This window comes from Rhizobium mayense, assembly GCF_030272705.1.
Taxonomy (GTDB): Bacteria; Pseudomonadota; Alphaproteobacteria; order Rhizobiales; family Rhizobiaceae; genus Rhizobium; species Rhizobium mayense.
In genome coordinates this window covers 1-25303 of the sequence record NZ_JARFYM010000017.1, presented here as the reverse complement: position 1 = coordinate 25303, position 25303 = coordinate 1, and the positions used below count along the sequence as shown (strand labels likewise).

Sequence of the window (25303 nt, the reverse complement as noted above, 5' to 3'; positions counted from 1 at the left end):
GTCGCCTTTCAACCGGTGGTCCTGCCTCCCAAGCGTGCGGCCATCCCCCGAACCCGGAACATTGCGGAAAAACCCATGATCTCTCGCGAACAACACGACCGGATGGCGAATGCGATCCGTTTCCTTGCCATGGATGCTGTCGAGAAGGCCAATTCCGGTCACCCCGGTCTGCCGATGGGGATGGCGGATGTCGCCACTGTTCTCTTTAGCAAATATCTGCGCTTCGACCCGAAGAACCCCCATTGGCCGAACCGCGACCGCTTCGTGCTGTCGGCCGGCCATGGCTCCATGCTGCTCTATTCGGTGCTGTATTTGACCGGCTATCCCGACATGACGGCCGATGACCTCGCGCATTTCCGTCAGCTCGGCTCCAAGACTGCCGGGCACCCGGAATATGGTCATGCTACCGGCATCGAAACCACCACCGGCCCGCTGGGCCAGGGCATTGCCAACTCGGTCGGCATGGCGATCGCCGAGCGCAAGCTGCGTGAAGAATTCGGCGCTGATTTGATGGATCACTATACTTACGTCATGTGCGGCGACGGCTGCCTGATGGAAGGCATCAGCCACGAAGCGATCGCCCTCGCCGGCCATCTCAAGCTCAACAAGCTGATCCTCTTCTGGGACAACAACTCGATCACCATCGACGGTGCCATCTCGCTCTCGGATTCAACCGACCAGGTCGCCCGCTTCAAGGCCGTTCACTGGAACACGATCGAAGTCGACGGTCACGACCAGGCCGCCATCGCCGACGCCATCGAGGCCGCGCAAAAGTCCGACCGCCCGACCCTGATCGCCTGCAAGACCATCATCGGCTTCGGCGCTCCGAACAAGCAGGGCACCCACAAGGTTCACGGCTCGCCGCTCGGCGCCGAGGAAATCGCCGCAACCCGTGTCGCCCTGAACTGGCCCTACGAGCCCTTCGTCGTCCCGAACGATATCCTCGGCGAATGGCGTGCCGCCGGTGAGCGCTCGGTCTCTATCCGAACCGATTGGGAAGGCCGCCTCGCTGCTGCCGAGCCCGTCAAGAAGGCCGAGTTCAATCGGCGCTTCTCCGGCGAACTGCCGGCCGGCTTCGACGCCGCGATCAGCGAATACAAGAAGAAGCTCGCCGAAACCAAGCCGACGGTCGCAACCCGCAAGGCTTCGGAAGACGCGCTCGAGGTCATCAACGGCTTCGTGCCGGAAATCGTCGGCGGCTCGGCCGACCTGACGCCGTCGAACAACACCAAGACTAGCCAGATGAAGTCGATCACCCCGACCGATTTCTCCGGCCGTTACGTCCATTGGGGCATTCGCGAGCATGGCATGGCCTCGGCCATGAACGGCATCGCGCTGCACGGCGGTCTAATCCCCTATTCCGGCGGCTTCCTGATCTTCACGGATTATTGCCGTCCGCCGCTCCGTCTCGCTGCATTGATGGGCATCCGCGCCATCCATGTTCTGACGCACGATTCTATCGGCGTCGGCGAAGACGGCCCGACGCACCAGCCCGTCGAGCAGATCGCGGGCCTGCGCGCCATTCCGAACTTCCAGTTGTTCCGTCCGGCTGACGCCACGGAAACCGCGGAATGCTGGCAGATCGCGGTCAAAACGCACAATCGTCCGTCCGGCCTCGCGCTGACCCGCCAGAACCTGACTGCCGCGCGCACCGAATACAGCGAGAAGAACCTGTGCGAACAGGGCGCCTACACGCTCGCCGGCAACGCCGACGCCAAGGTGACGATCTTCGCTTCGGGTTCCGAAGTTGAAATCGCCGTCGCCGCCCGCGCGGCGCTGGAAGGCAAGGGCATTTCCACCCGCGTTGTCTCCGTTCCCTGCACCGAACTCTTCTTCGAGCAGCCGGAAGCCTATCGCAAGGAAGTCATTGGCAACTCCCCGGTCAAGATCGCCGTCGAAGCTGCCGTTCGCGAAGGCTGGGATGCCTTCATCGGACCAGAGGGCGCCTTCATCGGCATGAAGGGCTTCGGCGCTTCCGCTCCGTACAAGGACGTCTACAAGCACTTCGGCATTACGGCTGACGCCGTTGTTGCCGCCGCTGAGGCAAAGCTTTCCTGAGGGCGCTGACAAGCGCTCTCAAATCCAATAGATAAAGACCCTGAGTGAAAGGGAGTGAACACCATGACTGTAAAAGTAGCCATCAACGGTTTTGGCCGCATCGGCCGCAACGTTCTGCGCGCGATCGTCGAATCCGGCCGCACCGACATCGAAGTCGTCGCCATCAATGACCTCGGCCCGGTCGAGACCAATGCCCACCTGCTGCGTTACGATTCGATCCACGGCAAGTTCCCGGCGGAAGTGAAGGTCGAAGGCGACACGATCATCGTCGGCGGCGGCAAGCCGATCAAGGTCACGGCGATCAAGGATCCGGCAACGCTGCCGCACCGGGAACTCGGTGTCGACATCGCCATGGAATGCACAGGCATCTTCACGGCCCGCGACAAGGCCGCCGCTCACCTGACGGCCGGTGCCAAGCGCGTCATCGTTTCGGCTCCTGCTGACGGTGCCGACCTGACCGTCGTTTTCGGCGTCAACCACGACCAGCTCACCAGGGAGCACATGGTCATCTCCAACGCTTCCTGCACCACGAACTGCCTGGTGCCGGTCGTCAAGGTTCTCGACGACGCCGTCGGCATCGACCACGGCTTCATGACGACCATCCACTCCTACACCGGCGACCAGCCGACGCTCGACACCATGCACAAGGACCTGTACCGCGCCCGCGCCGCAGCCCTGTCCATGATCCCGACCTCGACGGGCGCAGCAAAGGCCGTTGGTCTCGTTCTGCCGCACCTGAAGGGCAAGCTCGACGGCACGTCGATCCGCGTTCCGACCCCGAACGTCTCGGTTGTCGACTTCAAGTTCGTGTCCAAGAAGGCAACGACGGTCGGCGAAATCAACGAAGCCATCAAGGCTGCATCGAACGGTAAGCTGAAGGGTATCCTCGGCTACACCGACGAGCCGCTGGTTTCCCGCGACTTCAACCATGACAGCCACTCGTCGATCTTCGCAACCGACCAGACCAAGGTCATGGAAGGCAACTTCGTGCGCGTGCTGTCCTGGTACGACAACGAATGGGGCTTCTCCAGCCGTATGGCCGACACGGCCGTCGCTTTCGCGAAGCTGATCTGATCACGGCTTCCGCCCGCTCCTTCCGACCACGGTTCGCTGGCGTCCATGGAAGGAGACGGGCTGGAGCTTTTGACGATCGCTCCATCGAAATTGCCACAGGCGCGGCCATTCGCGCCAGTGGCATCGCCATCGCTGACCGCGGCGGCTCGCCCTAGGGCGCCTTCTACCGCATCGACTGCGCGGCCGACCGGGTCCGGTTCTCTCCTTCTCGATCGAAACCACCGATGGCCGCGCCTTGCGTCGCTTTCTGACGGCAAGGCACATTTGGCGTTCCGCCGGCTTGAACCAACGGACGGCGCACAGCCCGAATTATTCCGCCGCTCCGCCAGAATCTTTCCTCTTCCTGCCCTGCTATCGTCCAGATTCACAAATAAATTTCTTATAGGAATTCTCCCAGGGCATTCGGGGGCCGTTTCGCCGTTCTGGCGAACGCATCACACTATGAAGTCGCATTCATCGGAGCGGGCATCAATTGCAACGCCCTCTCCGAACAATATTTGTATTTACTAATTTAATGCGCGCGGCAGCATGGTGAATGACAGGGGAATTGCGAAGGAACCAGGCTTTCGATCCGGGCAAAGATACGCGAGAAAGGGGAAGAAGGAGTGGAGGCATTTTACGTCGTTGTGCTGGTTTGCACGCTCCTGATTTTGATGGCGGCTTTCTCGAGCCTGCTGGCTTTCCGCTTCGGCGCACCACTCCTGCTGCTCTTTCTGATGATCGGGTTGATGGCCGGTACGGACGGGCTCGGCATCCAATTCAGCAACAATTATGTTGCCTATATTCTCGGCTCGCTCGCCCTCGCCATCATCCTTTTCGATTCCGGATACGGGACGCCAATTCAGGCCTTCAAACTGGCCGCCGCACCGGCTTTGGCGCTCGCGTCCACCGGCGTTCTTGTCACGGCAGCGCTCTTTGGCGTCGCCGCCGCCTGGCTCCTTGGCTTTACCTGGCTGCAGGGTCTGCTCCTCGGCTCGATCGTCGCGTCGACAGACGCGGCCGCCGTCTTCTTCCTGCTGCGCATTGGCGGCATCAACATCCGCGACAAGGTGCGTTCGACGCTGGAAGTCGAATCCGGCACCAATGATCCGATGGCGATCTTCCTGACGCTGGCGCTGGTCGAATTGCTGGCAAGCGGCGAAGGCTATCATGGCCTCAATCTCGTCATGCTCGCCGCCTTCCTCCAACAAATGGGCCTTGGCGTCATCTTCGGCCTGCTTGGCGGCATGATGATCGTGCTGATCGTCAGCCATCTGGAGACCGAACGCGGCCTGACGCCGATCTTCGTTCTGGCGCTCGCCCTCCTCGTGTTCTCCTTCACCGGCGCCGTTGGCGGCAGCGGCTTTCTTGCCGTTTATGTTGCCGGCATTTACGCTGGCAATCGCAAAATGCCGGCCGCGGCGAGCATCAAGCGCTTTCAGGACGGCATGACGTGGCTGGCGCAGATAATCATGTTCCTCGTCCTCGGCCTGCTCGCCACCCCGTCGCAATTTCCGGCGATCGCCATTCCCGCCGTGGCGCTGGCGCTGTTCTTGATCTTTATCGCCCGGCCGATCGCCGTCTGGCTCTGCCTTCTGCCTTTCGATTACACACAGCGGGAAACCGGTTTCGTCGCCTGGGTCGGCCTGCGTGGTGCGGTCTCCATCCTGCTCTCCATCATGCCGATCCTCGGCAATCTCGAGAGCAGCAAAACCTATTTCAATGTCGCCTTCATCGTCGTGCTGGTGTCGCTTCTCGTCCAAGGCTGGACGATCAAGCCGATGGCGCGTCGGCTCGGTCTCATCGTCCCGCCGCGCATGGGCGCGGTCGATAAGGTCGAGGTCGACCTGCCGGGCGCGGTCAACCATGAACTACTTTCCTATCGCGTCGCCAAGGATAGCCCGGTCCTGCGCGGCGAGCGCATTCCCCGCTGGGCGATGCCGTCGCTCGTCGTGCGTGATGGCAAGTCGATGCGCTACCAATATGCCGGCCGCCTGCGCGAAAACGATCTCGTCTATCTCTTCATCGTTCCCAGCTATTCACGGCTGCTCGACCGACTGTTCGCCAGCCGCGCGCCGGTCGATCCGGATGACGCCGATTTCTTTGGCGCCTTCTCGATCTCGCCACTGCGCCCCGCCGCCGACCTCGATGCGGCCTATGGGCCAGGACTTCTGAGCGAAGCCGAGAAAGGTATGACAATTGCCGAGTTGATGCGTCACCGCCTTGGAGGCAAGGCCGATTATGCCGACCGTGTGCGTCTCGGCGAGATCATCCTGATCGTACGCGATCTCGATGAAAACGACCATATTCAATCGGTCGGCATGTCGCTGGAAGCGCTGGAACCGGCAACCGTCCTACCGATTTTCATCAATCTCCACGACATTCTGAACGGCATCCGCGGCTTCTTGCGCAAGCGCCGCGAGCACGCCGAAGAGGCCGTTTCAACCGATTCAAATACCGGCAAAAACGACGCCTGACCGCCTTGCGTCTCGCATCATCCGTAGTATGGTCGGCGCACTTCGCGGCACCAACCATATTGGATCCTCCCCATGGCAACCTTCAAGACTCTCGACGATCTCACCGACATCACCGGCAAGCGCGTGCTCGTGCGCGTCGACCTTAATGTGCCGGTCAAGGACGGCAAGGTTACCGACACGACCCGTATCGAGCGCGTGGCGCCGACGATACTCGAATTGTCCGGCAAAGGCGCCAAGGTCATCCTGCTCGCCCATTTCGGCCGCCCGAAGGATGGCCCGTCGCCGGATCTGTCGCTCTCCCTCATCGTTCCGGCGATCGAAGAAGTGCTCGATCACGCCGTCCTCTTCGCGTCAGACTGCATCCATGCGCCCGCCGCCGACGCTATCGCCAAGATGAACAACGGCGATATCCTGCTGCTCGAAAACACCCGCTTCCATAAGGAAGAGGAGAAGAACGATGCAGCCTTCACCAAGGCGATGGCCGATCTCGGCGATATCTATGTCAACGACGCCTTCTCCGCCGCCCACCGCGCACACGCGTCGACCGAAGGCCTTGCAAAGCACCTCCCCGCTTATGCCGGCCGCACCATGCAGGCCGAGCTTGAGGCGCTGGAAAAGGGCCTCGGCAGCCCGGCTCGCCCGGTTGTCGCCATCGTGGGCGGCGCCAAGGTCTCGACCAAGATCGACCTTTTGATGAACCTGGTAAAGAAGGTCGACGCGCTGGTGATCGGCGGCGGCATGGCCAACACCTTCCTCGCCGCCCGTGGTACCAATGTCGGCAAGTCGCTGTGTGAACATGACCTCGCCGATACGGCCAAGCAGATCATGATCGAAGCCGCCACGTCAGGCTGCGCCATCGTACTGCCGGAAGACGGCGTTATCGCCCGCGAATTCAAGGCGGGTGCAGACAATGAAGTCGTTTCGATCGACTCGATTCCGGCCGATGCCATGGTTCTGGACGTCGGCCCGAAATCAGTCGAGGCCGTCAAGGCATGGATCGGCCGCGCCACGACGCTGGTCTGGAATGGCCCGCTCGGCGCCTTTGAAATCACGCCCTTCGATGCCGCCACCGTCGCAGCCGCCAAATATGCCGCCGAATGCACCAAGGCCGGCAAGCTTACGTCTGTTGCCGGCGGCGGCGACACCGTTTCCGCGTTGAACCATGCCGGCGTGGCCGACGAATTCAGCTATGTCTCGACGGCAGGCGGCGCCTTCCTCGAATGGATGGAAGGCAAGGTCCTGCCGGGCGTCGCCGTTCTCGAAGCCGAAAAGTAGGCATTCGACACAATGAGGAGAGCTGCGACAGCCGGACTTTCGCAGCTTTCCACAGGATGCTAAAATACCAGTCGGAATTTTCAAAAGGTTGAAATAAATTCAATTGTTTCAATAAATTAGCTGGCCATTTCCCTCTTTGTACACTTCTGTTATCGCCGACCCATATTTTCCTATCGCAGACCTAAATCGCCTTGGAGAACAAAAATGAGCGAACGACTTGAAGACATTGCCGCAAAGATGGTTGCCGATGGCAAGGGCCTGCTGGCAGCTGACGAGTCCACCGGGACGATCAAGAAGCGCTTCGACACGATTGGTCTTGTTTCCACCGAAGAGAGCCGGCGCGACTATCGCGAAATGCTCTTCCGTTCGGAGGACGCGATGAAGAAGTATATCTCCGGCACCATCCTTTATGAGGAAACCCTTTTCCAGAAGGCTGCCGACGGCACGCCACTCGTCGATATCATTCGCGCCGCCGGCGCTATTCCCGGCATCAAAGTCGATACGGGCGCCAAGCCGATGGCCGGCTTCCCGGCCGAAACCGTCACGGAGGGCCTTGACGGCCTCGCCGACCGCCTGGCGAAATATTACGATGCCGGCGCCCGCTTTGCGAAATGGCGTGGCGTAATCGCCGTTTCCGACAAGCTGCCGACCCATGGTTCGATCAAGGCCAATGCTCATGCGCTAGCCCGCTACGCCGCGCTCTGCCAGCAGGCGAAGATCGTACCGATCGTCGAGCCCGAAGTGCTTATGGATGGCGAACCCGGCACGCACGATCTCGCTCGCAGCGAGGAAGTTACCCGCTGGACCCTTCAGATCGTCTTCCAGGAGCTCGCCGAAGCTCGCATCAAGCTCGAAGGCATGGTGCTGAAGCCGAGCATGGTCATCGACGGCAAGAAGCTGCGCAAGGCATCGGTCGAACTGGTCGCCGAGGCCACGGTCAGGGTATTGAAGGAAACCGTTCCCTCCGCCGTTCCCGGCATCGCCTTCCTCTCCGGCGGCCAGACGCCGGAAGAAGCAACCGCGCATCTCTCCGCCATCAACGGCTATGACCTCCCCTGGCATGTTACCTTCTCCTACGGTCGCGCCCTGCAGGACGCTTCATTGAAGGCGTGGGGCGGCAAGGCAGAAAACGTCGCCGCCGGCCAGCGGGCCCTCGCTCACCGCGCCGAAATGAACTACCTCGCCGCCAAGGGTAGCTGGACCAAGGACAGCGAAAAGGCCGCTTGATTTAAGGCAATGTTTCGAACGGATGAAAGCCCTGATCGCGATGCGATCGGGGCTTTTTGCTTTTGTGCGGTAGGTGCACCTAGAGGGCCTTTATCCGGCTTTCTAATCTTGTCGATGCGTTGTCATCCTTTCCCAATAAAAACGGGCAGAACGCTCATAAGCTGGCTCTCATGTGGCAAATGCCACCTATGAAAACCTCCGACTCATTGCCGTTGTCGCAAAATATGGAGATGCGGTACGCTCAAGCTATTTTGAGCGCGGCAAGGTCACCACTACTAAGAGACGCTAAGTTGGCTTCGATTTTGTCTATCGGCCAATCCCACCAAGCAATATCAAGAAGTTCGTTGATGACATCACTTGGATAACGCATCCGAATGATAGTCGCCGGATTCCCGCCAACAACTGCATAAGGCGGTACATGATGTGAGACGACCGAAGCAGCGGCGACAATCGCACCCGCCCCAATCTGCACGCCCGGCATTATGGCCGCGTTATGACCGATCCAGACATCGTGACCGACGATTGTATCCTTCACCGGCAGGTCCGTGTAGCCGAAGGTCTCAGGCTTAAAGATGCGAAATGGATACGTGGTGAAGCCGGTCATCGGATGGTTAGCCGAACTGGTGATGAAGTAGCTTCCCCGAGCAATCTGGACAAACTTGCCGATTACCAGGCGCTCACGAACGTTACCACCGAGATAAGGCGCCAGTATCCGGGCAGTATCTTCCGGCCTTCCAGAATGGGTATAATAGCTGAACTCGCCAATTTCCATGCGCGGATGGTCGATTACGTTCTTCAAGTAGACGGTATCGCGATAGAGGGTGCCATCGGGCAGAGTAATTGGATGAATTGCATTAGGGTCAAGAAGAGGCATGGAAAGTCTTTTCAAATTGCCGGCAACTTCGCGGACCTAGATCCCGCTTCATCCCAGCTATGTGATTTTATACAGACAAAGCTAATCCCACATATCGATGGAATCCATCACGCCGCTCGAATGCCTTCATGAACAATTTAAATGATGGATGAGGCATGATCCGGCGGTGAACTTGTCACCGGCACAAGTTCCCTCTTTAAGCCATCGCCCGGCCGCGGCTAAATCCTTGCAGTTCTATCAAAGCTCCGGAGCCGCCATGAACACCGTCGCTTATGTCACCGTCGACGTCTTCACATCGGAACGTTTCGTCGGCAATCCGCTGGCCGTCATCCCCGATGCTCGCGGCCTAAACAGTGAAGCCATGCGGAAGATCGCAACCGAGTTCGGCTATTCGGAAACGACCTTCGTGCTGCCGCCGGAAAACCCGGATCATACCGCTCGCGTGCGCATCTTCACGCCCACAGCCGAAATCCCCTTTGCCGGCCATCCCAATGTCGGCACCGCGTTCGTACTCGGACAACAGCAGGAAATCTTTGGAAAGCCTGGAGGCGACAGGCTGATCTTCGAAGAGGATGCCGGGCTGGTTGAGGTGACGCTGTCGCGCAAGGGTGGTGACATCACAGGCGCCAGCATACGTGCGCCGGGAGAGCTGACTATCGGCGAAACGATCGCCCCCGAGCTGATTGCCGGCTGCGTGCAGATCGCTCCGCAATCGATCCGCACGACAACGCATGCCCCGACCTTCGCGTCCGTCGGCTTGCCCTTCGCCTTCGCGGAACTGGACAGCCTCGAAACGCTCGCAAAAGCGCGGCCGAATGCTGCGGTCTTTGCCGAAGCGGCCGAGCGGCACAAGGAAGACAAGACCGGCTTTTCGCTCTTTCTCTACGTGCGCTCCGCCGAAAATCCGTGGCATATCCGCGCCCGCATGTTTGCGCCTCTGGACAATGTGACGGAAGACCCGGCGACCGGCAGCGCCTCCGCCGCGCTTGGCGCCTATCTGACCTCCCTGTTGCCGGCGCAGGATGCGAAGCTGGAGATCACCATCGAGCAGGGCGTGGAGATGGGAAGACGCAGCGTCATCGGCGTCGAAGTCAGGAAATCTTCCGGAACGGTAAACGAAGTCTTGCTGTCGGGTAGCAGCATCCATGTCATGCGCGGCGAGATCCTGCTTTAAGACGCCGCCCACGATCGCCGGACAGCCACAATCCTGGCCTGCAACGCCTTAAATCGTCTCGTTTATGACCAGCGCGATCGTCCAGACTGCGAAGGCTATGATGGCGATCTTCCAGAAATCGGCACGTCTTTTCAGGCCGGGCAGCCCGAGCGGCTTGATGATTTGCACCGCCATGGCAAGCAACAGCAGCACCGCGATCACTTTTGTCACGGTATTTTTCTCCGTTTGCGCAAGTGTGAGCATGGCCTCATACAAAAACCACTGCGCAGCTTTCGCGATCATGCTCTAATCGTCATAGGACGGACATTTTTCCGCGCCAACAGACTGTTTCTACAGGCCGATAACGGCAATCCGGGGCACAATCAATAGCGAAAACTGGCAGGACTCGTTCCTGCCTTATCGGTTCCTTAAGCCGAACCGAATGAAAGTGGGGAACATGAAAAGAAATATCCTGCCCGTTCTCGCCCTGCTTTTCGGTACGCTCTTCCTCTTCACAGGCAATGGCCTGCACAGTCTGCTTCTACCGGTGCGTGGTACAGCCGAGGGCTATGCCACCACGACGCTCGGCCTGCTCGGCACAACCTGGGCGACAGGCTTCGTTCTCGGCTGCCTGACGGCGCCGAAGCTGGTCCGGCGCATCGGCCATGTGCGCGCCTTTTCCGGTTTCATCTCCGTGATCGCCGTCATCGCGCTTCTGACCGGCATCATCGTCAACCCCGTCTGGTGGGTGTTGCTGCGCGCCGTCACCGGATTCTGCACCGCCGGCACCTCGATGATCATCGAAAGCTGGCTCAACGAGCGTGCAACGAACGAAAGCCGCGGCGCGATTTTCTCGCTCTATATCGGCATTACGCTGATCGGCGCCGTCGCGGGCCAAATGATGGTCCCCTTCGCCGACATCCACACCCCCATTCTCTTCATGTGGTGCGGCATCTGCTATTGCATCGCCATGCTGCCGACGACGCTCTCGACCGCAGCTTCGCCGCAACCGCTGAAAGCCGTCAGCCTGGATCTAAAGGCGCTCTATCGCAATTCGCCGGTCGCTTCCATCGGCATCCTCCTGGTCGGCATCGCCAACGGCGCCTACGGCACACTTGGCGCGGTCTTCGGCGCCAATGCCGGCCTCTCGGACAGCAATATCGCGCTGATGATGAGTACGACCATCTTCGCCGGCGCCGTGATGCAGCTTCCGGCCGGCCGCCTTTCCGACCGCATCGACCGCCGCTATGTGCTAGCCGGCATGGCCGCCATCGCCGCTATCGACGGCCTTCTGATCTTTTTGTTGCAGCCTGGCCATCCTTATTTCCTGATCAGCATGGTGGTGATCTATGGCGCAGTCGCCAACACGCTCTATCCCATTGCGGTTGCCCATGCCAACGACTTCGCGGCACCTCAGGATTTCGTCAAGGTCTCGGGCGGCCTGTTGCTGCTCTATGGCATCGGCACGATCATAGGTCCGACGCTCGGCGGTCCGGTCATGACGTCCATCGGCCCCTATGCGTTGTTCTTCGTCACCGCGGTGGCCCATGTGCTGATCACGAGCTATGCGATCTTCCGCAGCCGTCAGCGCGCCGCCAAGCCCGCGGGCGACCGCGAAGCCTATACGACGATGCCGTCGGCGAATGCGCAGATGATCACGCCGGAAAGCCTGTCGCTGGCACGCAGCGACGCTTCTAAAAAGGAAGATACGACGGTAAATTAGCGCACTTGGGCGCCAGGGAGCGACAAGCCAGAAGTGACCAGGAGGAGACGAAATGAGCATTTTCGACGACGACCGACCCAAGAAGCCGTCTGCCCATGAGATCGGCAGCGACCTGTCACTGCTTTCCGTCGACGAACTCAAGGCGCGTATCGCCTTGATGCAGGCAGAGATCGCGCGGCTGGAAGCCGAGATCGCCACCAAGGCATCCGGCCGCAAGGCCGCCGAAAGCCTGTTCCGCTCCTGAGCCTGCCATCAGCGCTAAATTTGTGCGATCGAAGTACAGATCGGGACATGCTCAACGGAATATTAAGCTTTACGACATATTACTATGACCATCCAGATTCGCTCTGGACTCAGACAGTTCCTCCACTTGGCGAATTGGTCTGATTTTTCTCCCTGTTTTACCTTGAGAGCCGCTTCTGCGGCTCTTCTTTTTCGCCTCGATGCGGCGCTTCCGAGGAAACTGTGGAGATTAACCCTTTCTTAAGAATCGCCTTGCGAATTTCAGTTAAAACCACCATCTTGAAGTCATAAGAACGGGCGCCGAGAGTTCTTCTGGACTTGACCGGCTTTTCCTGAACAAAAGTGTTGCGTTAGGCAGGGATTTCTTCGATGTCGGAACTTGGGTTGAACACGATCAGCTTTGCTGGCCATGCAGCTTCATCAGCGCAGTTCAGGACGCTGTACTCCGAAGGCATGTCGCTGGTGGAGGAAACCGCTGCTTATCTCGATGGCCAGGGTCGCGCAGCTTCCAAGGTTCTACCGCGGATGGCCTCCGTGCTTTATGCCGCCGAATCCATGCGCCTGACCACCCGCCTCATGCAGATGGCCTCGTGGCTGCTGCTGCAGCGCGCCGTCAACAACGGCGAAATGTCGCGCGATCAGGTATTGGCCGAAAAGAACAAGGTCCGCCTCGACGGCTTCAACGTCGACCGCAATGCACCTGGCTGGAGCGACCTGCCGGAAGCCTTCCGTGACCTCGTCGAACGGTCCCTGCGTCTTCAGAATCGCGTCGCTTTGCTAGACCGGGAAATCTATCGCCCGGCCGAAGCCCCGATTGTCCCGGACAACCAGAACAGCGTCAAAGCGCAGCTCACCCTGCTGCAGACGGCTTTTGGAAATAACTAAGTTTCGACAGCTTACCGCTAACAAATAAAACCGGCCGTGTTTCGCACGGCCGGTTTTATTTGTTCAGTCTGAGATGCTCGACGAGACGCGCTCGAGAGAAGGCATCGCACGAAGACAACAAAAAAGCCCGGCAAAACCGGGCTCTTTTCAAAACACCAGATCGCGAAGCGATTAGATGCCGAGACCGCCGAAGCGCTTGTTGAACTTGGAAACGCGACCGCCGCGGTCCATGAGCTGCTGATTGCCGCCCGTCCAAGCCGGATGAGACTTGCTGTCGATTTCGAGGTTCATGACAGCGCCTTCCGAACCCCAGGTCGAGCGGGTTTCGTATTCGGTGCCGTCGGTCATGACCACCTTGATGGTGTGGTAGTCGGGATGGATGTTGGCCTTCATAACAATCTTCCTGTCATGCCAGGGTCCATTTGTCGCAAGCCATTGCGGCAACCGAACCGATTGAATAAATGAAGCCGCAGTCCGATTGAGGCCACGGCTTCCAATTAAGATGGCGTGCCTATACATGAAGGCAGCAAGGATAACAAGGGGCGAAAGCGCGAAGTCCCTTGCTGATATGGGGATTGGAGACGACTTGTCAGAGACGGGCCAGGCAGACGACAAAAAACGCAGATCCATTCGGCCGCTTCTGCGCCTGACACCCTATCTCAGGCGTTATCGCAGCATGGTGTTGGGCGCGCTTATCGCCTTGGTCGCTGCCGCCGTCACCTCTCTCGCCCTGCCGCTTGCCGTCCGGCGCATGATCGACCACGGCTTCGATCAGTCCGATCGCGGTCTCATCGACAGCTATTTCGCCGCGATCATGGTCATGGCCGTCATCCTCGCGCTCGCGAGTGCGCTGCGCTATTATTTTGTCATTACCATTGGCGAGCGCATCGTCTCGGATATGCGCCGCGAGGTCTTCGACCATGTGACGCGACTGTCGGCCTCCTTCTTCGATGTCAATCAATCCGGTGAAATCGTTTCGCGGCTGACGGCCGACACGACGCAGATCAAGTCCGCCGTCGGCTCAACGGCTTCGGTGGCGCTGCGCAATCTCATCCTCTGTCTCGGCGCCGTGGTCATGATGATCGTCACCAGCCCCAAGCTGTCGAGCATCGTGCTGATCGCCATTCCGATCATCGTGCTGCCGCTCGTCAGCTTCGGTCGCTCGGTGCGCAAGCGCTCGCGCGCCGCACAGGATACGCTGGCCAATGCGTCGGCCTATGCCAACGAAACCATCGCCGCCAGCCGCACCATACAAGCCTTTAACGGCGAAGCCGCCGCCGCGCAGCGTTATGGCGCGGCGGTCGAGGATGCCTATCAAGCTGCGCGTGCCGCGATCAAATCCCGCTCGCTGCTGACCGGCTTTGCCATCACCATGGTCTTCGGCAGCATCGTCGCCGTGCTCTGGGTCGGGGCACAGAATGTGCTCGCCGGTACGATGTCGGCAGGAACGCTCGGTCAGTTCCTCCTTTACTCCGTTATCGCCGGCTCGTCGCTCGGTTCACTGTCGGAAGTCTGGGGCGAGCTATCGCAAGCTGCCGGCGCAGCCGACCGGTTGGGCGAACTTCTGGCTGAAGTCTCGCCGATCGCTACCCCCTCCGATCCGCGGCCCCTCCCCCATCCGCCGCAGGGTCGGGTGGAATTCTCCGATGTGCATTTCTCCTATCCGTCGCGGCCTGAAAAGTCCGCGCTGCATGGCCTGTCGCTTTCCGTCAAGCCGGGCGAAACGGTGGCGATTGTCGGCCCTTCCGGTGCCGGTAAGAGCACGGTCTTTTCGCTGCTCCTGCGTTTCTACGATCCGCAGCAGGGTAGCGTCGCGGTCGACGGCGTCGATGTCAGCCGCGTCTCTCCCGATGCCTTGCGTGGCCGCATCGCCATCGTGCCGCAGGACACAACGATTTTTGCTGCCTCGATCCATGACAACATCGCGTTCGGTCGCCCCGGAGCCATGCGCGACGAGGTTCGCGCTGCCGCGATGGCTGCTCAGGCGGATGACTTCATCTCACGCCTGGACCAGGGTTACGACACGCAAGTGGGCGAGCGCGGCATAACCCTTTCCGGCGGCCAGCGTCAGCGTATCGCCATCGCCCGCGCCATCCTGAAGAATGCGCCGATCCTGCTGCTCGACGAAGCGACATCGGCACTCGACGCCGAGAGCGAGACGCTGGTTCAGAAGGCACTGGATGGTCTGATGGAAACGCGCACCACCCTCGTCATCGCCCACCGCCTGGCGACCGTGCTGAAGGCCGACCGTATCCTGGTCCTCGATCAAGGCCGCATCGTCGAAGAAGGCACGCATCAGAGCCTGATCCAGCACGGCGGCATCTACGCCAAGCTGGCGCGGTTGCAATTCGACGCCGGCATCGAAGGCCGCATGCTTGCCGTCAAATAGAGACGGATTGGCGAACGTAAGCCGAATACAACAGGTGGAAATAGCTTTAAAGTTGCGCTAGATTTTTCCCGTCATCTCGCGCTGATGCGATTCTAGGAGACGGGAACCATGTATAAATTTGAAGTCTACAAGGACAAGGCTGGCGAATTCCGCTTCCGGTTCAAGGCCTCGAACGGCGAAACCATGTTTGCCTCCGAAGGCTATAAGGCGAAGGCTTCGGCCCTCCATGCCATTGAATCGATCAAGGCCCACGTCGGCGGCGCTGCCATCGACGACCAGACCACCGCTACCGCCTAAGACTTCGCGTCGAGCGTCTGCTATGCAGCCTTCTACGGCCGGCCGCCTTCTGGCGTGCCGGCTGTTTTAATTTGACCCTAGAAATTTGAAAAAATCTGTGCCGGCCTGTCGAAATCGGCCCCGCTCGCGGCTCATTGTATCGGGACGGCATGAAGCCGTTTCGCCGACGGCGTTGCACATTTTAGCATTTGCTCCTTAGATGCAATGTCCCGTCCGGATTGTCGCCAACAAAGCCAGCAGGAGTTTTCCCATGCAGTATGCCTTGATCATCCGTGAATCGGCCGAGGATTTTAAGCGGCGCGAGGAGCCCACCTATAAGAACGGCTGGATCGCCTATACGCAGGCGCTCGTTCAGGCCGGCATCATGACCGGCGGCGCCGGGCTGACAGCCCCGGAAACCGCAACGGTCGTCCGCCGTCGCGGCGATGACCACGATGTGCAGGACGGCCCTTTTCCGGAAGGTAAAGAGCAGCTCGGCGGTTTCTATCTGATCGACGTACCGAATCTGGACGCAGCGCTGGAATGGGCCGTGCGCGTGCCGGTTTCCCAGCATGGCTCCGTCGAAGTGCGGCCACGCCTGCAGATGTGAGATGGCCATGAATCACGACGTTGGACGCGCCACCGAGCGGGTGGCGCGCCAATCCTACGGCAAGTTGATCGCCTTTCTCGCAGCCCGCTCGGGCGACGTCCCGGCAGCCGAGGATGCGCTGTCGGAGGCGCTTGCAACCGCGCTGAACGTTTGGCCAGAGCGCGGTATTCCCGACAATCCCGAGGCCTGGCTATTGGTCGCGGCGCGGCGAAATCTTTACGGCGCCGCGAGGCATGCAAGCGTCAAGGCCGCCGCCCGCGATACGATCGCCCTCGCTTTCGAGGAGGCGGAGGAGCGCATGAATGCGGGTGGGCCGACTTTCCCCGACGAACGGCTGAAGCTGCTGTTCACCTGCACCCATCCGGCCATCGACCAGTCCGTGCATACGCCGCTGATGCTGCAGACGGTTCTCGGCATCGACGCCAGGACCATATCGCAGGCCTTTATCGTCTCGCCGGAAACCATGAGCCAGCGGCTGGTTCGGGCAAAGACCAAGATCCGCGAAGCGCACATCCCCTTTATCGTTCCCGACCGTTCCGTGCTGCCGGAGCGCCTGACCAGCGTGCTCTCGGCAATCTATGCTGCCTATGGCCTCGGCTGGGACGGGCTGGATGGTGGAGATGGCAAGCGCAGTTCCCTGGCAGACGAAGCCATCTGGCTCGGTCGCGCCCTGCTTGCGACCATGCCGCAGGAGCCGGAAGCGATGGGATTGCTGTCCCTGATGCTTTACTGCGAAGCCCGCCGTGCCGCCCGCCGGGACGCAGATGGCCATTATGTGCCGCTCGACGGACAGAATACCACCCGCTGGAACGCCATCATGATCGCGGAAGCTGACGGCCTGCTGCAGCAGGCGGGCGCTTTCGATCGCTTCGGCCCATTTCAATGCCAGGCGGCGATCCAGTCCGTCCATACCGAGCGGCGACACTCCGGAATGACCGACTGGGCAGCGCTCGCAACGCTCTATGACGCGCTCGTGCTGATGAAACCGACCGTCGGCGCCCGCGTCAGCCAAGCCGCCGTGATCGGCCGGGCGCAGGGGGCGGCCGCTGGATTGCATCATCTGAATCAGATGGCTGAGCGCGATATCGTCAGCTATCAGCCCTATTGGGCGGTTCGCGCCCACCTGCTGGTGGAAGCCGGAGAAGCAGAGAGCGCCGTCATGGCCTATCGCACCGCGATTGGGCTCAGCGACAGCTCCGCCATCCGCAAATTCCTGCAGGAGCGCCTCGATACCGTTCTGGCCGATCGAAGCTGACGATTACTTCTCCGTCAGCTTCAACTCGATGCGGCGGTTCGTGGCGCGGGCTTCCGGCGTATCGCCGGGAGCGATCGGCTGGAACTCGCCGAAGCCGGCTGCGACGAGGCGATCCGCAGGAACGCCATGGGCAATCAGGAACTTGACGACGGCAATGGCGCGGGCCGACGACAGCGCCCAGTTGTCGGGATAGCGGCCGCTGCCGGAGAGCGGCACGTTGTCCGTATGACCGTCGACGCGCAGCACCCAGTTGATCTCGGGCGGAATTTCCTTGGAAAGATCGATCAGCGCGGCTGCAAGCTTGGTCATCTCCGCCTGACCTTCCGGATTGAGATCGGCAGAGCCGGAGGGGAACAGCACTTCCGACTGGAAGACGAAGCGGTCGCCGACGATGCGAATGTTATCGCGGTCGGAGAGGATTTCGCGCAAGCGCCCGAAGAAGTCGGAGCGATAACGGTTCAGTTCCTGCACGCGCTGCGCCAGCGCCACATTCAGTCGCCGGCCGAGATCGGCGATTTTCACCTGCGATGTCTGATCCTTCTGCTCCGACGCCTGCAACGCGGCCTCGACAGCAGCGATCTGGCTACGGAGCGCGGCAATCTGCTGGTTCAGAAGATCGACCTGGCTCAGCGCGCGGGCGCTCGCCTGCTTCTGCTCATCGAGCTGCTGCGTCAGCGTGCCGACCCGCTGTTGCGCGGCCTGATTACTGCCGGAACCGGCATCGAGCAGCGCCTGCAGGCGCGAGCGGTCTCCTTCCGCGGCCGAGAGCGAGGCCTGCAGATTGGCGACGGAATCCTCGAGATCCTGCTTGCCGCTCTTTTCAAGCGCCAATGCCTGCGTCAATTCGTTAATCTGGCTGTTGAGGCGATTCAGCACCTCGTCGCGGCCGGAAATTTCGCGGCTCAGGATGAATTGGCCGACGACAAACACCGTCAGCAGGAACATGATCGCCATCAACAGCGTGGAGAGCGCATCCACGAATCCCGGCCAATAGTCGACCGTTCTCTTATGGCGACTGTTTCGTGCGAGCGCCATGATTTACTTGCTCCCGGTCTTCTCGGTGTGGCTGATGCGGTCGGCGAGACGGTCGAGCGTCCGGCGCATCGACTTCGCCTCTTCCTGCTGTGCCTCGATCCAGTCGCGCAGCATCTGCTGTTCATTGCGCATGTTCTTGACCAGGCCCTGGATACCTTCGGCGAGGTTCGCCATTGCCGTCACCGAACGCTGGCCACCACCGCCCTCTTCCGCGATCTTGCGCAGATATTCCGAAAGCACCCGCACATCCTCGGAGGATGCGCCGCTAGTGCCTTCGATGACCGGAGTGATATCTGAGCCGACATCGGTGACTGAGGAAAGCCAGTTTTCCAGCTCTGTGTAGAAGCGGTTCTGCGCGCGGCCGGCCTGAAGGTCGAGAAAACCGAGGATCAGGGAGCCGGAAAGGCCGAGTAGCGAGGACGAAAAGGCCGTGCCCATGCCGACCAGCGGGCCTGACAGGCCAGTTTTGAGGGCGCCGAGAATGTCGCCGGTGTCGCCCGAACCGACATCGAGACTCTGGATGACGTCGTTGATCGAGCCGATCGTGCCGATCAGACCCCAGAAGGTGCCGAGCAGGCCAAGGAAGACGAGCAGGCCGATGAGATAGCGCGAAGTGTCGCGCGATTCATCCAGTCGGGTGGCGATGGAATCGAGGATCGAGCGTAGAGTCGCCGTCGACAACATGCCGCGACGATTGCCGATCAGCGCCCGCATCGGCGCCAGAAGCCGCGGATTGCGCCCGACCTTGTCGGCAACATTGCCCACCGCGCGGAAATGGTTGAACCACCGGACCTCCGGCCTGAGCATCAGGACGTGATTGAATACCAATAGAATGCCGACGGCCAACACACCAAGGATCAAGCCATTGAGGCCGGGATTGTGCAAGAAGGCGACTTGGGCCTGCCGAAACAGGATCGCTACGATAAACCCGACGATGACCAGGAAAAGGATCATCGTCCAAAAGAAGGCCATTGGGCTGGAGAGTTTGTAGGTGTAGTTGGCCGACACGTTGTCGGTCGAACCCAGATCCCCCAGATTTACATTTTCCATTGCACGCTTAGCCTCCGGATTTTCCGCAGCCGGAGACTAGAGCAACATTGTGCCGAATTGAAGAGACGGAAAACACAAAACCAGCCATTGGCAACAGCCTGTTTTGCCGCAGGGCAATTGGCGAAGGACGATCCTTATTTCGTCGGGATCGGTCGCTTGACGACCTCGGCCAGCGCCTTTTGTATATGCTCATTGCCGCAGATGATCGAGCTGGTGCCGAGCATGTCGGTGCCGCCGTTGAAATCGGAGACGAAGCCGCCGGCTTCGCGCACCAGCAGGATACCGGCCGCCATGTCCCAGGGCGACAGGCCTACTTCCCAGAAGCCGTCGAAACGGCCGGCGGCGACATAGGCGAGATCGAGCGCTGCAGAACCAATCCGACGGATCCCGGCGACTTCGCCCATGACGTGGCGCAGCTCGACCAGGAACTTGCCGTGGTTACCGCGGCCAAGATGCGGAACACCGCAGCCGATGACGCAGTCCGACAGCACGCGCCGTGAGGCGACGCGCAGACGGCGATCGTTGAGGAAGGCGCCACCGCCACGCTCGGCCGTATAGAGTTCGTCCGTTGCCGGATTGAAGACGACGGCGCCGACGATTTCGCCGTTGCGCTCCAATGCGATCGAAACGGAGAACATCGGAATGCCGTGCAGGAAGTTGGTCGTTCCGTCGAGAGGATCGACGATCCAGCGATGTGCGCCGTCGGTGCCCTTGATCTCTTCGCTCTCCTCGCCGAGGAAGCCATAGGTCGGCCGTGCTTTCAGCAGCTCGTCATGAATGATCTTCTGCGCCTTGAAATCGGCCTGGCTGACGAAATCGCCCGGTCCCTTCACCGAAACCTGCAGGTTCTGCACCTCGCCGAAATCGCGGCTGAGCGACTTGCCTGCCTTGAGGGCAGCCTGAACCATGACATTGAGAAGAGCAGAACGGGCCATCGGGCTTCCTTGGGTAAAATAGGAGGCGCTGACCGGACCCGAAAACAGGCCCCGGCGGAGCGGGATCGGCAGCGCATTAAAGATTGGCGGCCTCAAGACCACAAAATCGGGGGAATTTCAAGTGCCGAAGCGTGGTAGAGGGCCGCCCTCATGGTTCGAGGCTTCGCTCTATGGGCTGCGCACGTCACCATGAGGGCGGGGCCATCACCGCTTGGGACAGAGTTAGGACTGAGAGAATTCGAGGCACGGTACAAAAGATCAGCCCTCATGGCGAGGTGCATTTCGGAGCGCGGCGGAGAAATGCCTCGAACCACGAGGGCGGGTGGGGGCGAAATCCAGGCAGGGATCTGAAATCCACCCTCGCCGCACTTTCTCAAAAAATTTCTGGACTAATCAGTCTAGAATCGCTACAACGCCCATATGGCACGACACAAGGAATTCGATCGCGACGAGGCGCTCAGCGCCGCCATCCGGGTCTTCTCCGACCACGGATACGAAGGCACGTCGACGGACGACCTGCTGAAGGACATGAAGATCAGCCGGCAGAGCATGTATGACACCTTTGGCGACAAGAGGAGCCTCTATCTCGAAGCGCTCAAGCGATATAATGCCGACAGCCTCGCCCGCATCCTCGCGGACCTTAAGGGAGACCGTTCGGCGTTGGCGGGGATTGAGGCCGCGCTCGTTGCGTTTGCAGCACGTCCAGCGAGCGAAGCGAGCCGCTGTTGCCTCGGCGTCAGCGCCATCTGCGAATTCGGCCGGGCCGATGCCGAGGTCGCAACGCTGACCGACGAAGCTTCACGTATCCTTTCCTCCTCGCTCGAAAGCGTCATCAGGGCCGGCATCGCCAGCGGTGATTTTGCCGCAGATCTCGACGTCATGAGCGCCGTTCATTTTCTCGGCGCCACAATCTCAGGGATGAAAGTCAGCGCCCGTGGCGGCGCCTCCCCCGAAACGCTCACCGCCATCGCCCATATGGCCCTCAAAAGCTTGACCTGAAGCCTTCGCGGCTTGCTTCGTTTTGGCATGCGCAATTCTAGATTAAACAGTCCAAAATAACGAAAGGAAATATCATGTCCCAACCCCTCATCAACAAGGTTGCCCTCGTCACCGGCGGCTCTCGGAGCATCGGAGCAGGCATCGTCCGCCGGTTGAGCGCCGATGGCGTCAAGGTGGCTTTCACCTACTCGTCCTCGCCGGACAAGGCGGAAGCCCTGGTGCGTGATATCGAGGCAGCCGGCGGCGCGGCGATCGCCATGAGAGCCGACAGCGCCGATCCGGACGCCGTGCGCGCCGCGGTCATCCGCACCGTTGAGCGGTTCGGCGGCCTCGATATCCTGGTCAACAATGCCGGCATCCTGATCCGAGAGACGGTGGACAATTACGATCTCGCCGATTTCGACCGCATGTTCGCCGTCAATGTCCGGGCAGTCTTCGTTGCCGCGCAGGCCGCGATCAAACACATGAGCGAGGGCGGCCGCATCATCACCGTCGGCAGCGTCGCCGCGGAGCGCGCCGGTTTTCCGGGAGCTTCGGTCTATAGCGCCACCAAGGGCGCCGTTGCCGCCATGACTCGCGGCCTCGCCCGCGACTTGAGCCCGCGCGGCATCACCGTCAACACCATCCAACCCGGCCCGACGCTGAGCGGCATGACAGTGGATGCTGGCGAGATGTTGAAACCGCTCTTGCCTGTCGGTCGGCTTGGCAAGGACACGGAAATCGCCGCCCTTGTCGCCTATCTCTGCAGCCCCGAGGCCGCCTTCGTGACCGGTTCGGCGCTTACGATCGACGGCGGTTATCTGGCTTAGAATTTCTGCTGCGCCATCAGGATCTCTCGGGCGATCTGCTCTAGCGGCACGACACGATCGACGCCACCGCGGGCGATCGCCTCCTTCGGCATGCCGAAAACGACGGAGGTCGCCTCGTCCTGGGCAACCGTGAAGGCGCCGGCCTGTTTCATCTCGAACATGCCGCGCGCCCCGTCATCGCCCATGCCGGTCATGATGACCCCCATGGCATTCGATCCGGCCGACCGCGCCGCCGAGCGGAAAAGCACATCGACGGAAGGCCGGTGGCGCGACACCAGCGGCCCGGTCTTGACAGCTACATGGTAACGGGCTCCCTGCCGCTCCAGCAGCATATGATTGTCGCCTGGGGCGATCAGCACGTGGCCGCGCAGAACCGGATCGCCATCGGCCGCTTCCTTCACCTCCACTTCGCAGAGACTGTTCAGCCGCTTAGCGAAGGCGGCAGTAAACTTTTCCGGCATGTGCTGGACGATGACCATACCCGGTGCATTGGCAGGCAGCGCCTCCAGCATCTCGCGCAGCGCCTCGGTGCCGCCGGTCGAGGCGCCGACGCAGACCACCATCTCGGTCGTCTTCGCCATGGCGCGGCCGGTCGGCGGCGGCAGCATGGCGTCGGCCGTCAGCTTCTTGGCTGGTCCCGAAGCGGATGCCGAACGAGCCTCGGCCCGCCGGATACTCGGCAGCCTGGCATGCGACGCACTCTTGACCACCTCGCGAATACGCATCGCCTCGTCGGCCAGATAGTCGGCGGCGCCGATCCGGGGCTTCTGGATGATATCAACAGCACCGGCTTCCAATGCCTGCAGCAAAGTCTCCGAACCCGCCTCCGTCAGCGACGAGCACATGACGACCGGGATGGGCCGCTGCGACATCAGCTTGCGCAGGAACGTGATGCCGTCCATCCGCGGCATCTCGACATCCAGCGTGATGACGTCGGGGATCTCCTCCTGGATCTTGCGGGCGGCCATGAAGGGATCGGTCGCTACCCCCATCACCTCGATCTCAGGGTCCTCCGACAGCAGTGCCGCGAGCGTCTGACGCACGCTGGCGGAGTCATCGATGATCAGGACGCGGATTTTCTTTGGCATGGTTACCTGCCTTAGAGTCGCTGGAAGACGGTGTTGGAAACCTGTTTCAGAGGTAGGTCGAAGCCGGTGACCGATTCCGAGTGGCCGATGAACATATAGCCGCCGGGCACCAGACAATCGCACAGACGCGAGAGGACGCCGGCTTGCGTCTGCTTGTCGAAATAGATGAGGACGTTGCGGCAGAAGATGATGTGCATGGCATCGCCCACCTGATACTTCTCATCCATCAGGTTCAACCGGCCGAAGCCGATCTTCGAGCGCAGCCGCGGCGTAATGCGCACCTCGCGCTTGCCCGGCACTTTGGCGGTCATCACATATTTGCGCTTCAGTTCGGCTGGAACCGGCGACACCATCTCATCCGTATAAATGCCGCTCCTGGCCGATTGCAGCACGTCGGTGCTGAGGTCGGTCGCCAGGATCTTATAATCGACGCCACTGTCTTCGGAAAATTCCTCCATCACCATCGCCATCGTATAGGGCTCCGCTCCGGTCGAACAGGCGGCACTCCAGGCGCGCAGGCGGCGATGGCCGGCGCGCGTCAGCGCCGGCAAGGCCACAGCCTGCATGAATTCGAAGTGTCTGGCCTCGCGGAAGAAATCGGTCTTGTTGGTCGTCACCGCATCGATGAGGTAGACCGTTTCCTGTTCAAGGCCGCCGTGGTTGAAGAGAAAATCACAATAGTCGTCGAATGACGTGATGCTGGTGGCGCGCAGCCGGCGCCGCAGCCGCCCTTCCAGCATCGTCAGCTTTGTCGACGGCATCTTGATGCCGCTGTAATCATAGATGAAACGCGCCAGCTTCTCGAAATTCCGCTTGCTGATGCGGTCACCGATGCTTTGACTTTCCTGAACGGCGGCCATTCCCATTCATCCACTCCTTACGAATTCCTATGCAGCATGACCGGCGCGATGCGGATCGAGCGCGACGGTGTCTTCCCGCGACAGCAGGCGGGCGAGATCGACGATGACGACGAAGCCATTTTCCCGACGTACGACGCCGGCGATATAGTCGGAACGCCAGCGGACGCCGATGTCGGGCGCCGCTTCGATCTGGTCACGCCGGAAGGGCGTGACCTCGAAAACGCGGTCGGCGACGAGGCCAAGCGTCAGCACTTTGGCCTCGATCGGAATATCCAGCACCAGCACACGGGTGTGCGAGGTCGGCACGGTCTTGGAGAGACCGAGCTTCAGCCGGAGATCGATGGTGGGCACGCCCTGCCCGCGCACATCGCGCAGGCCGAGCAGATAATCCGGCCCGCTCGGGATCTTGAAAGCCTCGGCATAGTCGAGGATTTCGCGGACGACTTCGACGGGTACGGCGAAGACTTCCTCGCCGAGGCTGAAGGTGACGAATTGCGCTTCCAAAGCAGGTGTGGCCATGATCATGCGCTTTCCTTGAATTCGGCGTCGCCATCGTCCGGGCCGCCCATGGAGAGATCGAGAGCGAAGCCCTTGAGACGTGCCTGCTGCGCCTGAACCGTGGGTTTCGCCGCCTTCGGTTGACGAGCGGCCGCAGTCGAAGCCCGACCTGTCGCCTTGGCCGTACGGTTCTGGCGATTGGCCGATGTGTCGACCTTGAAGAAGGCGATCGAGGTCTGCAGCTCCTCGGCCTGGGCGGCCAGCTCTTCCGAAGTGGCCGACATCTGTTCCGAGGCGCCGGCATTCTGCTGTGTGACCTTGTCGAGCTGCTGGATCGCCTCGTTGATCTGGGCGGCACCCACATCCTGTTCGCGGCAGGCGGCGCTGATCTCGGAGACCAGTTCGGCGGTCTTGCGGATATCCGGAACCAGTCGGCCGAGCATTTCACCGGCTTCTGCAGCTGCCTTGACGGTATCGCTCGACATCGAGCTGATTTCGGCGGCAGCAGATTGAGAGCGTTCGGCAAGCTTG

At 60.7% G+C, this 25303-nt stretch carries 24 protein-coding genes and 1 pseudogene; 15 read left to right on the top strand and 10 right to left on the bottom strand.

Annotated features, from left to right (window positions below; all coding sequences use genetic code 11):
• Nucleotides 1–75: 75 nt before the first annotated feature.
• From tkt to PY649_RS19930, 5 genes are all read left to right on the top strand, one after another.
• Complete coding sequence (gene tkt / locus PY649_RS19950; RefSeq protein WP_285870370.1) at nucleotides 76–2058, top strand: transketolase; 1983 nt, start codon at nucleotides 76–78, stop codon at nucleotides 2056–2058.
• A 63-nt stretch (nucleotides 2059–2121) separates the two neighbouring features.
• Nucleotides 2122–3132: a type I glyceraldehyde-3-phosphate dehydrogenase gene (gene gap, locus PY649_RS19945; protein ID WP_285870368.1), complete on the top strand. Its 1011-nt coding sequence runs from the start codon at nucleotides 2122–2124 to the stop codon at nucleotides 3130–3132.
• 605 nt (nucleotides 3133–3737) lie between these two features.
• On the top strand, nucleotides 3738–5588 hold the full coding sequence (locus PY649_RS19940) for a potassium/proton antiporter (RefSeq protein ID WP_285870366.1): 1851 nt from the start codon (nucleotides 3738–3740) through the stop codon (nucleotides 5586–5588).
• Between the two features lie 72 nt (nucleotides 5589–5660).
• On the top strand, nucleotides 5661–6863 hold the full coding sequence (locus tag PY649_RS19935; RefSeq protein WP_285870365.1) for a phosphoglycerate kinase: 1203 nt from the start codon (nucleotides 5661–5663) through the stop codon (nucleotides 6861–6863).
• Between the two features lie 204 nt (nucleotides 6864–7067).
• Nucleotides 7068–8090, top strand: a complete 1023-nt coding sequence (locus PY649_RS19930; protein ID WP_285870364.1) for a class I fructose-bisphosphate aldolase — start codon at nucleotides 7068–7070, stop codon at nucleotides 8088–8090.
• Between the two features lie 241 nt (nucleotides 8091–8331).
• Here PY649_RS19930 and PY649_RS19925 read toward each other — a convergent pair whose 3' ends face one another.
• Nucleotides 8332–8964, bottom strand: coding sequence for a CatB-related O-acetyltransferase (locus PY649_RS19925; RefSeq protein ID WP_285870362.1), 633 nt, complete (start codon nucleotides 8962–8964; stop codon nucleotides 8332–8334).
• Nucleotides 8965–9220: 256 nt separating this feature from the next.
• Between PY649_RS19925 and PY649_RS19920 the strand changes: the two genes are divergently transcribed.
• Nucleotides 9221–10138: a PhzF family phenazine biosynthesis protein gene (locus PY649_RS19920; protein ID WP_285870361.1), complete on the top strand. Its 918-nt coding sequence runs from the start codon at nucleotides 9221–9223 to the stop codon at nucleotides 10136–10138.
• Between the two features lie 48 nt (nucleotides 10139–10186).
• On the opposite strand, the gene PY649_RS19915 is transcribed toward PY649_RS19920, so the two are convergent.
• A complete protein-coding gene (locus tag PY649_RS19915; RefSeq protein ID WP_285870360.1) occupies nucleotides 10187–10348 on the bottom strand; it encodes a hypothetical protein in 162 nt (53 codons plus the stop codon).
• A gap of 226 nt (nucleotides 10349–10574) precedes the next feature.
• Between PY649_RS19915 and PY649_RS19910 the strand changes: the two genes are divergently transcribed.
• The 3 genes from PY649_RS19910 (at nucleotide 10575) to rcdA (ending at nucleotide 12968) form a co-directional block, all read left to right on the top strand.
• The gene (locus PY649_RS19910) at nucleotides 10575–11840 is read left to right on the top strand and encodes an MFS transporter (protein WP_285870359.1); all 1266 of its coding nucleotides are present in this window, start codon (nucleotides 10575–10577) and stop codon (nucleotides 11838–11840) included.
• A gap of 52 nt (nucleotides 11841–11892) precedes the next feature.
• The gene (locus tag PY649_RS19905) at nucleotides 11893–12084 is read left to right on the top strand and encodes a DUF1192 domain-containing protein (protein ID WP_285870358.1); all 192 of its coding nucleotides are present in this window, start codon (nucleotides 11893–11895) and stop codon (nucleotides 12082–12084) included.
• Nucleotides 12085–12452: 368 nt separating this feature from the next.
• Entirely contained in the window at nucleotides 12453–12968 is a 516-nt protein-coding gene (gene rcdA, locus PY649_RS19900; protein WP_285870357.1) for a protease adaptor protein RcdA, read from the top strand.
• A 171-nt stretch (nucleotides 12969–13139) separates the two neighbouring features.
• Here the strand turns inward: rcdA and rpmE are convergent, their stop codons facing one another.
• Entirely contained in the window at nucleotides 13140–13361 is a 222-nt protein-coding gene (rpmE, locus tag PY649_RS19895) for a 50S ribosomal protein L31 (RefSeq protein WP_104824196.1), read from the bottom strand.
• 175 nt (nucleotides 13362–13536) lie between these two features.
• On the opposite strand from rpmE, the gene PY649_RS19890 reads away from it, so the two are divergent.
• From PY649_RS19890 to PY649_RS19875, 4 genes are all read left to right on the top strand, one after another.
• Nucleotides 13537–15357, top strand: a complete 1821-nt coding sequence (locus PY649_RS19890) for an ABC transporter transmembrane domain-containing protein (protein WP_432761381.1) — start codon at nucleotides 13537–13539, stop codon at nucleotides 15355–15357.
• Between the two features lie 108 nt (nucleotides 15358–15465).
• Nucleotides 15466–15654 (top strand): YegP family protein, encoded by a 189-nt coding sequence (locus tag PY649_RS19885; RefSeq protein WP_285870355.1) that lies wholly within the window; start codon nucleotides 15466–15468, stop codon nucleotides 15652–15654.
• Nucleotides 15655–15904: 250 nt separating this feature from the next.
• Complete coding sequence (locus PY649_RS19880) at nucleotides 15905–16243, top strand: YciI family protein (protein WP_285870354.1); 339 nt, start codon at nucleotides 15905–15907, stop codon at nucleotides 16241–16243.
• A gap of 7 nt (nucleotides 16244–16250) precedes the next feature.
• Nucleotides 16251–17498 carry an RNA polymerase sigma factor gene (locus PY649_RS19875; protein WP_285870353.1) on the top strand — a complete coding sequence of 416 codons (1248 nt, stop codon included), beginning with the start codon at nucleotides 16251–16253 and terminating at the stop codon, nucleotides 17496–17498.
• A 3-nt stretch (nucleotides 17499–17501) separates the two neighbouring features.
• On the opposite strand, the gene PY649_RS19870 is transcribed toward PY649_RS19875, so the two are convergent.
• The 3 genes from PY649_RS19870 to PY649_RS19860 form a co-directional block, all read right to left on the bottom strand.
• Nucleotides 17502–18533 (bottom strand): peptidoglycan -binding protein, encoded by a 1032-nt coding sequence (locus PY649_RS19870; protein ID WP_285870352.1) that lies wholly within the window; start codon nucleotides 18531–18533, stop codon nucleotides 17502–17504.
• Between the two features lie 3 nt (nucleotides 18534–18536).
• Nucleotides 18537–19583: a flagellar motor protein MotA gene (locus PY649_RS19865; RefSeq protein WP_285870351.1), complete on the bottom strand. Its 1047-nt coding sequence runs from the start codon at nucleotides 19581–19583 to the stop codon at nucleotides 18537–18539.
• A 134-nt stretch (nucleotides 19584–19717) separates the two neighbouring features.
• Complete coding sequence (locus PY649_RS19860; protein ID WP_285870350.1) at nucleotides 19718–20518, bottom strand: inositol monophosphatase family protein; 801 nt, start codon at nucleotides 20516–20518, stop codon at nucleotides 19718–19720.
• A gap of 420 nt (nucleotides 20519–20938) precedes the next feature.
• Between PY649_RS19860 and PY649_RS19855 the strand changes: the two genes are divergently transcribed.
• The gene (locus tag PY649_RS19855; protein ID WP_285870349.1) at nucleotides 20939–21517 is read left to right on the top strand and encodes a TetR/AcrR family transcriptional regulator; all 579 of its coding nucleotides are present in this window, start codon (nucleotides 20939–20941) and stop codon (nucleotides 21515–21517) included.
• 74 nt (nucleotides 21518–21591) lie between these two features.
• On the top strand, nucleotides 21592–22326 hold the full coding sequence (locus PY649_RS19850; RefSeq protein WP_285870348.1) for a 3-oxoacyl-ACP reductase family protein: 735 nt from the start codon (nucleotides 21592–21594) through the stop codon (nucleotides 22324–22326).
• Here the strand turns inward: PY649_RS19850 and PY649_RS19845 are convergent.
• From PY649_RS19845 to PY649_RS19830, 4 genes and pseudogenes are all read right to left on the bottom strand, one after another.
• Nucleotides 22323–23414: a protein-glutamate methylesterase/protein-glutamine glutaminase gene (locus PY649_RS19845; RefSeq protein WP_285870347.1), complete on the bottom strand. Its 1092-nt coding sequence runs from the start codon at nucleotides 23412–23414 to the stop codon at nucleotides 22323–22325. The two genes, PY649_RS19850 and PY649_RS19845, sit on opposite strands and share 4 nt — an antisense overlap.
• Before the next feature lie 11 nt (nucleotides 23415–23425).
• On the bottom strand, nucleotides 23426–24280 hold the full coding sequence (locus PY649_RS19840) for a CheR family methyltransferase (protein WP_285870346.1): 855 nt from the start codon (nucleotides 24278–24280) through the stop codon (nucleotides 23426–23428).
• A 21-nt stretch (nucleotides 24281–24301) separates the two neighbouring features.
• Nucleotides 24302–24799, bottom strand: coding sequence for a chemotaxis protein CheW (locus PY649_RS19835; RefSeq protein ID WP_285870345.1), 498 nt, complete (start codon nucleotides 24797–24799; stop codon nucleotides 24302–24304).
• Nucleotides 24796–25303, bottom strand: a pseudogene (locus tag PY649_RS19830) (methyl-accepting chemotaxis protein); the annotation flags it as partial. The gene PY649_RS19835 and the pseudogene PY649_RS19830, both read right to left, overlap by 4 nt.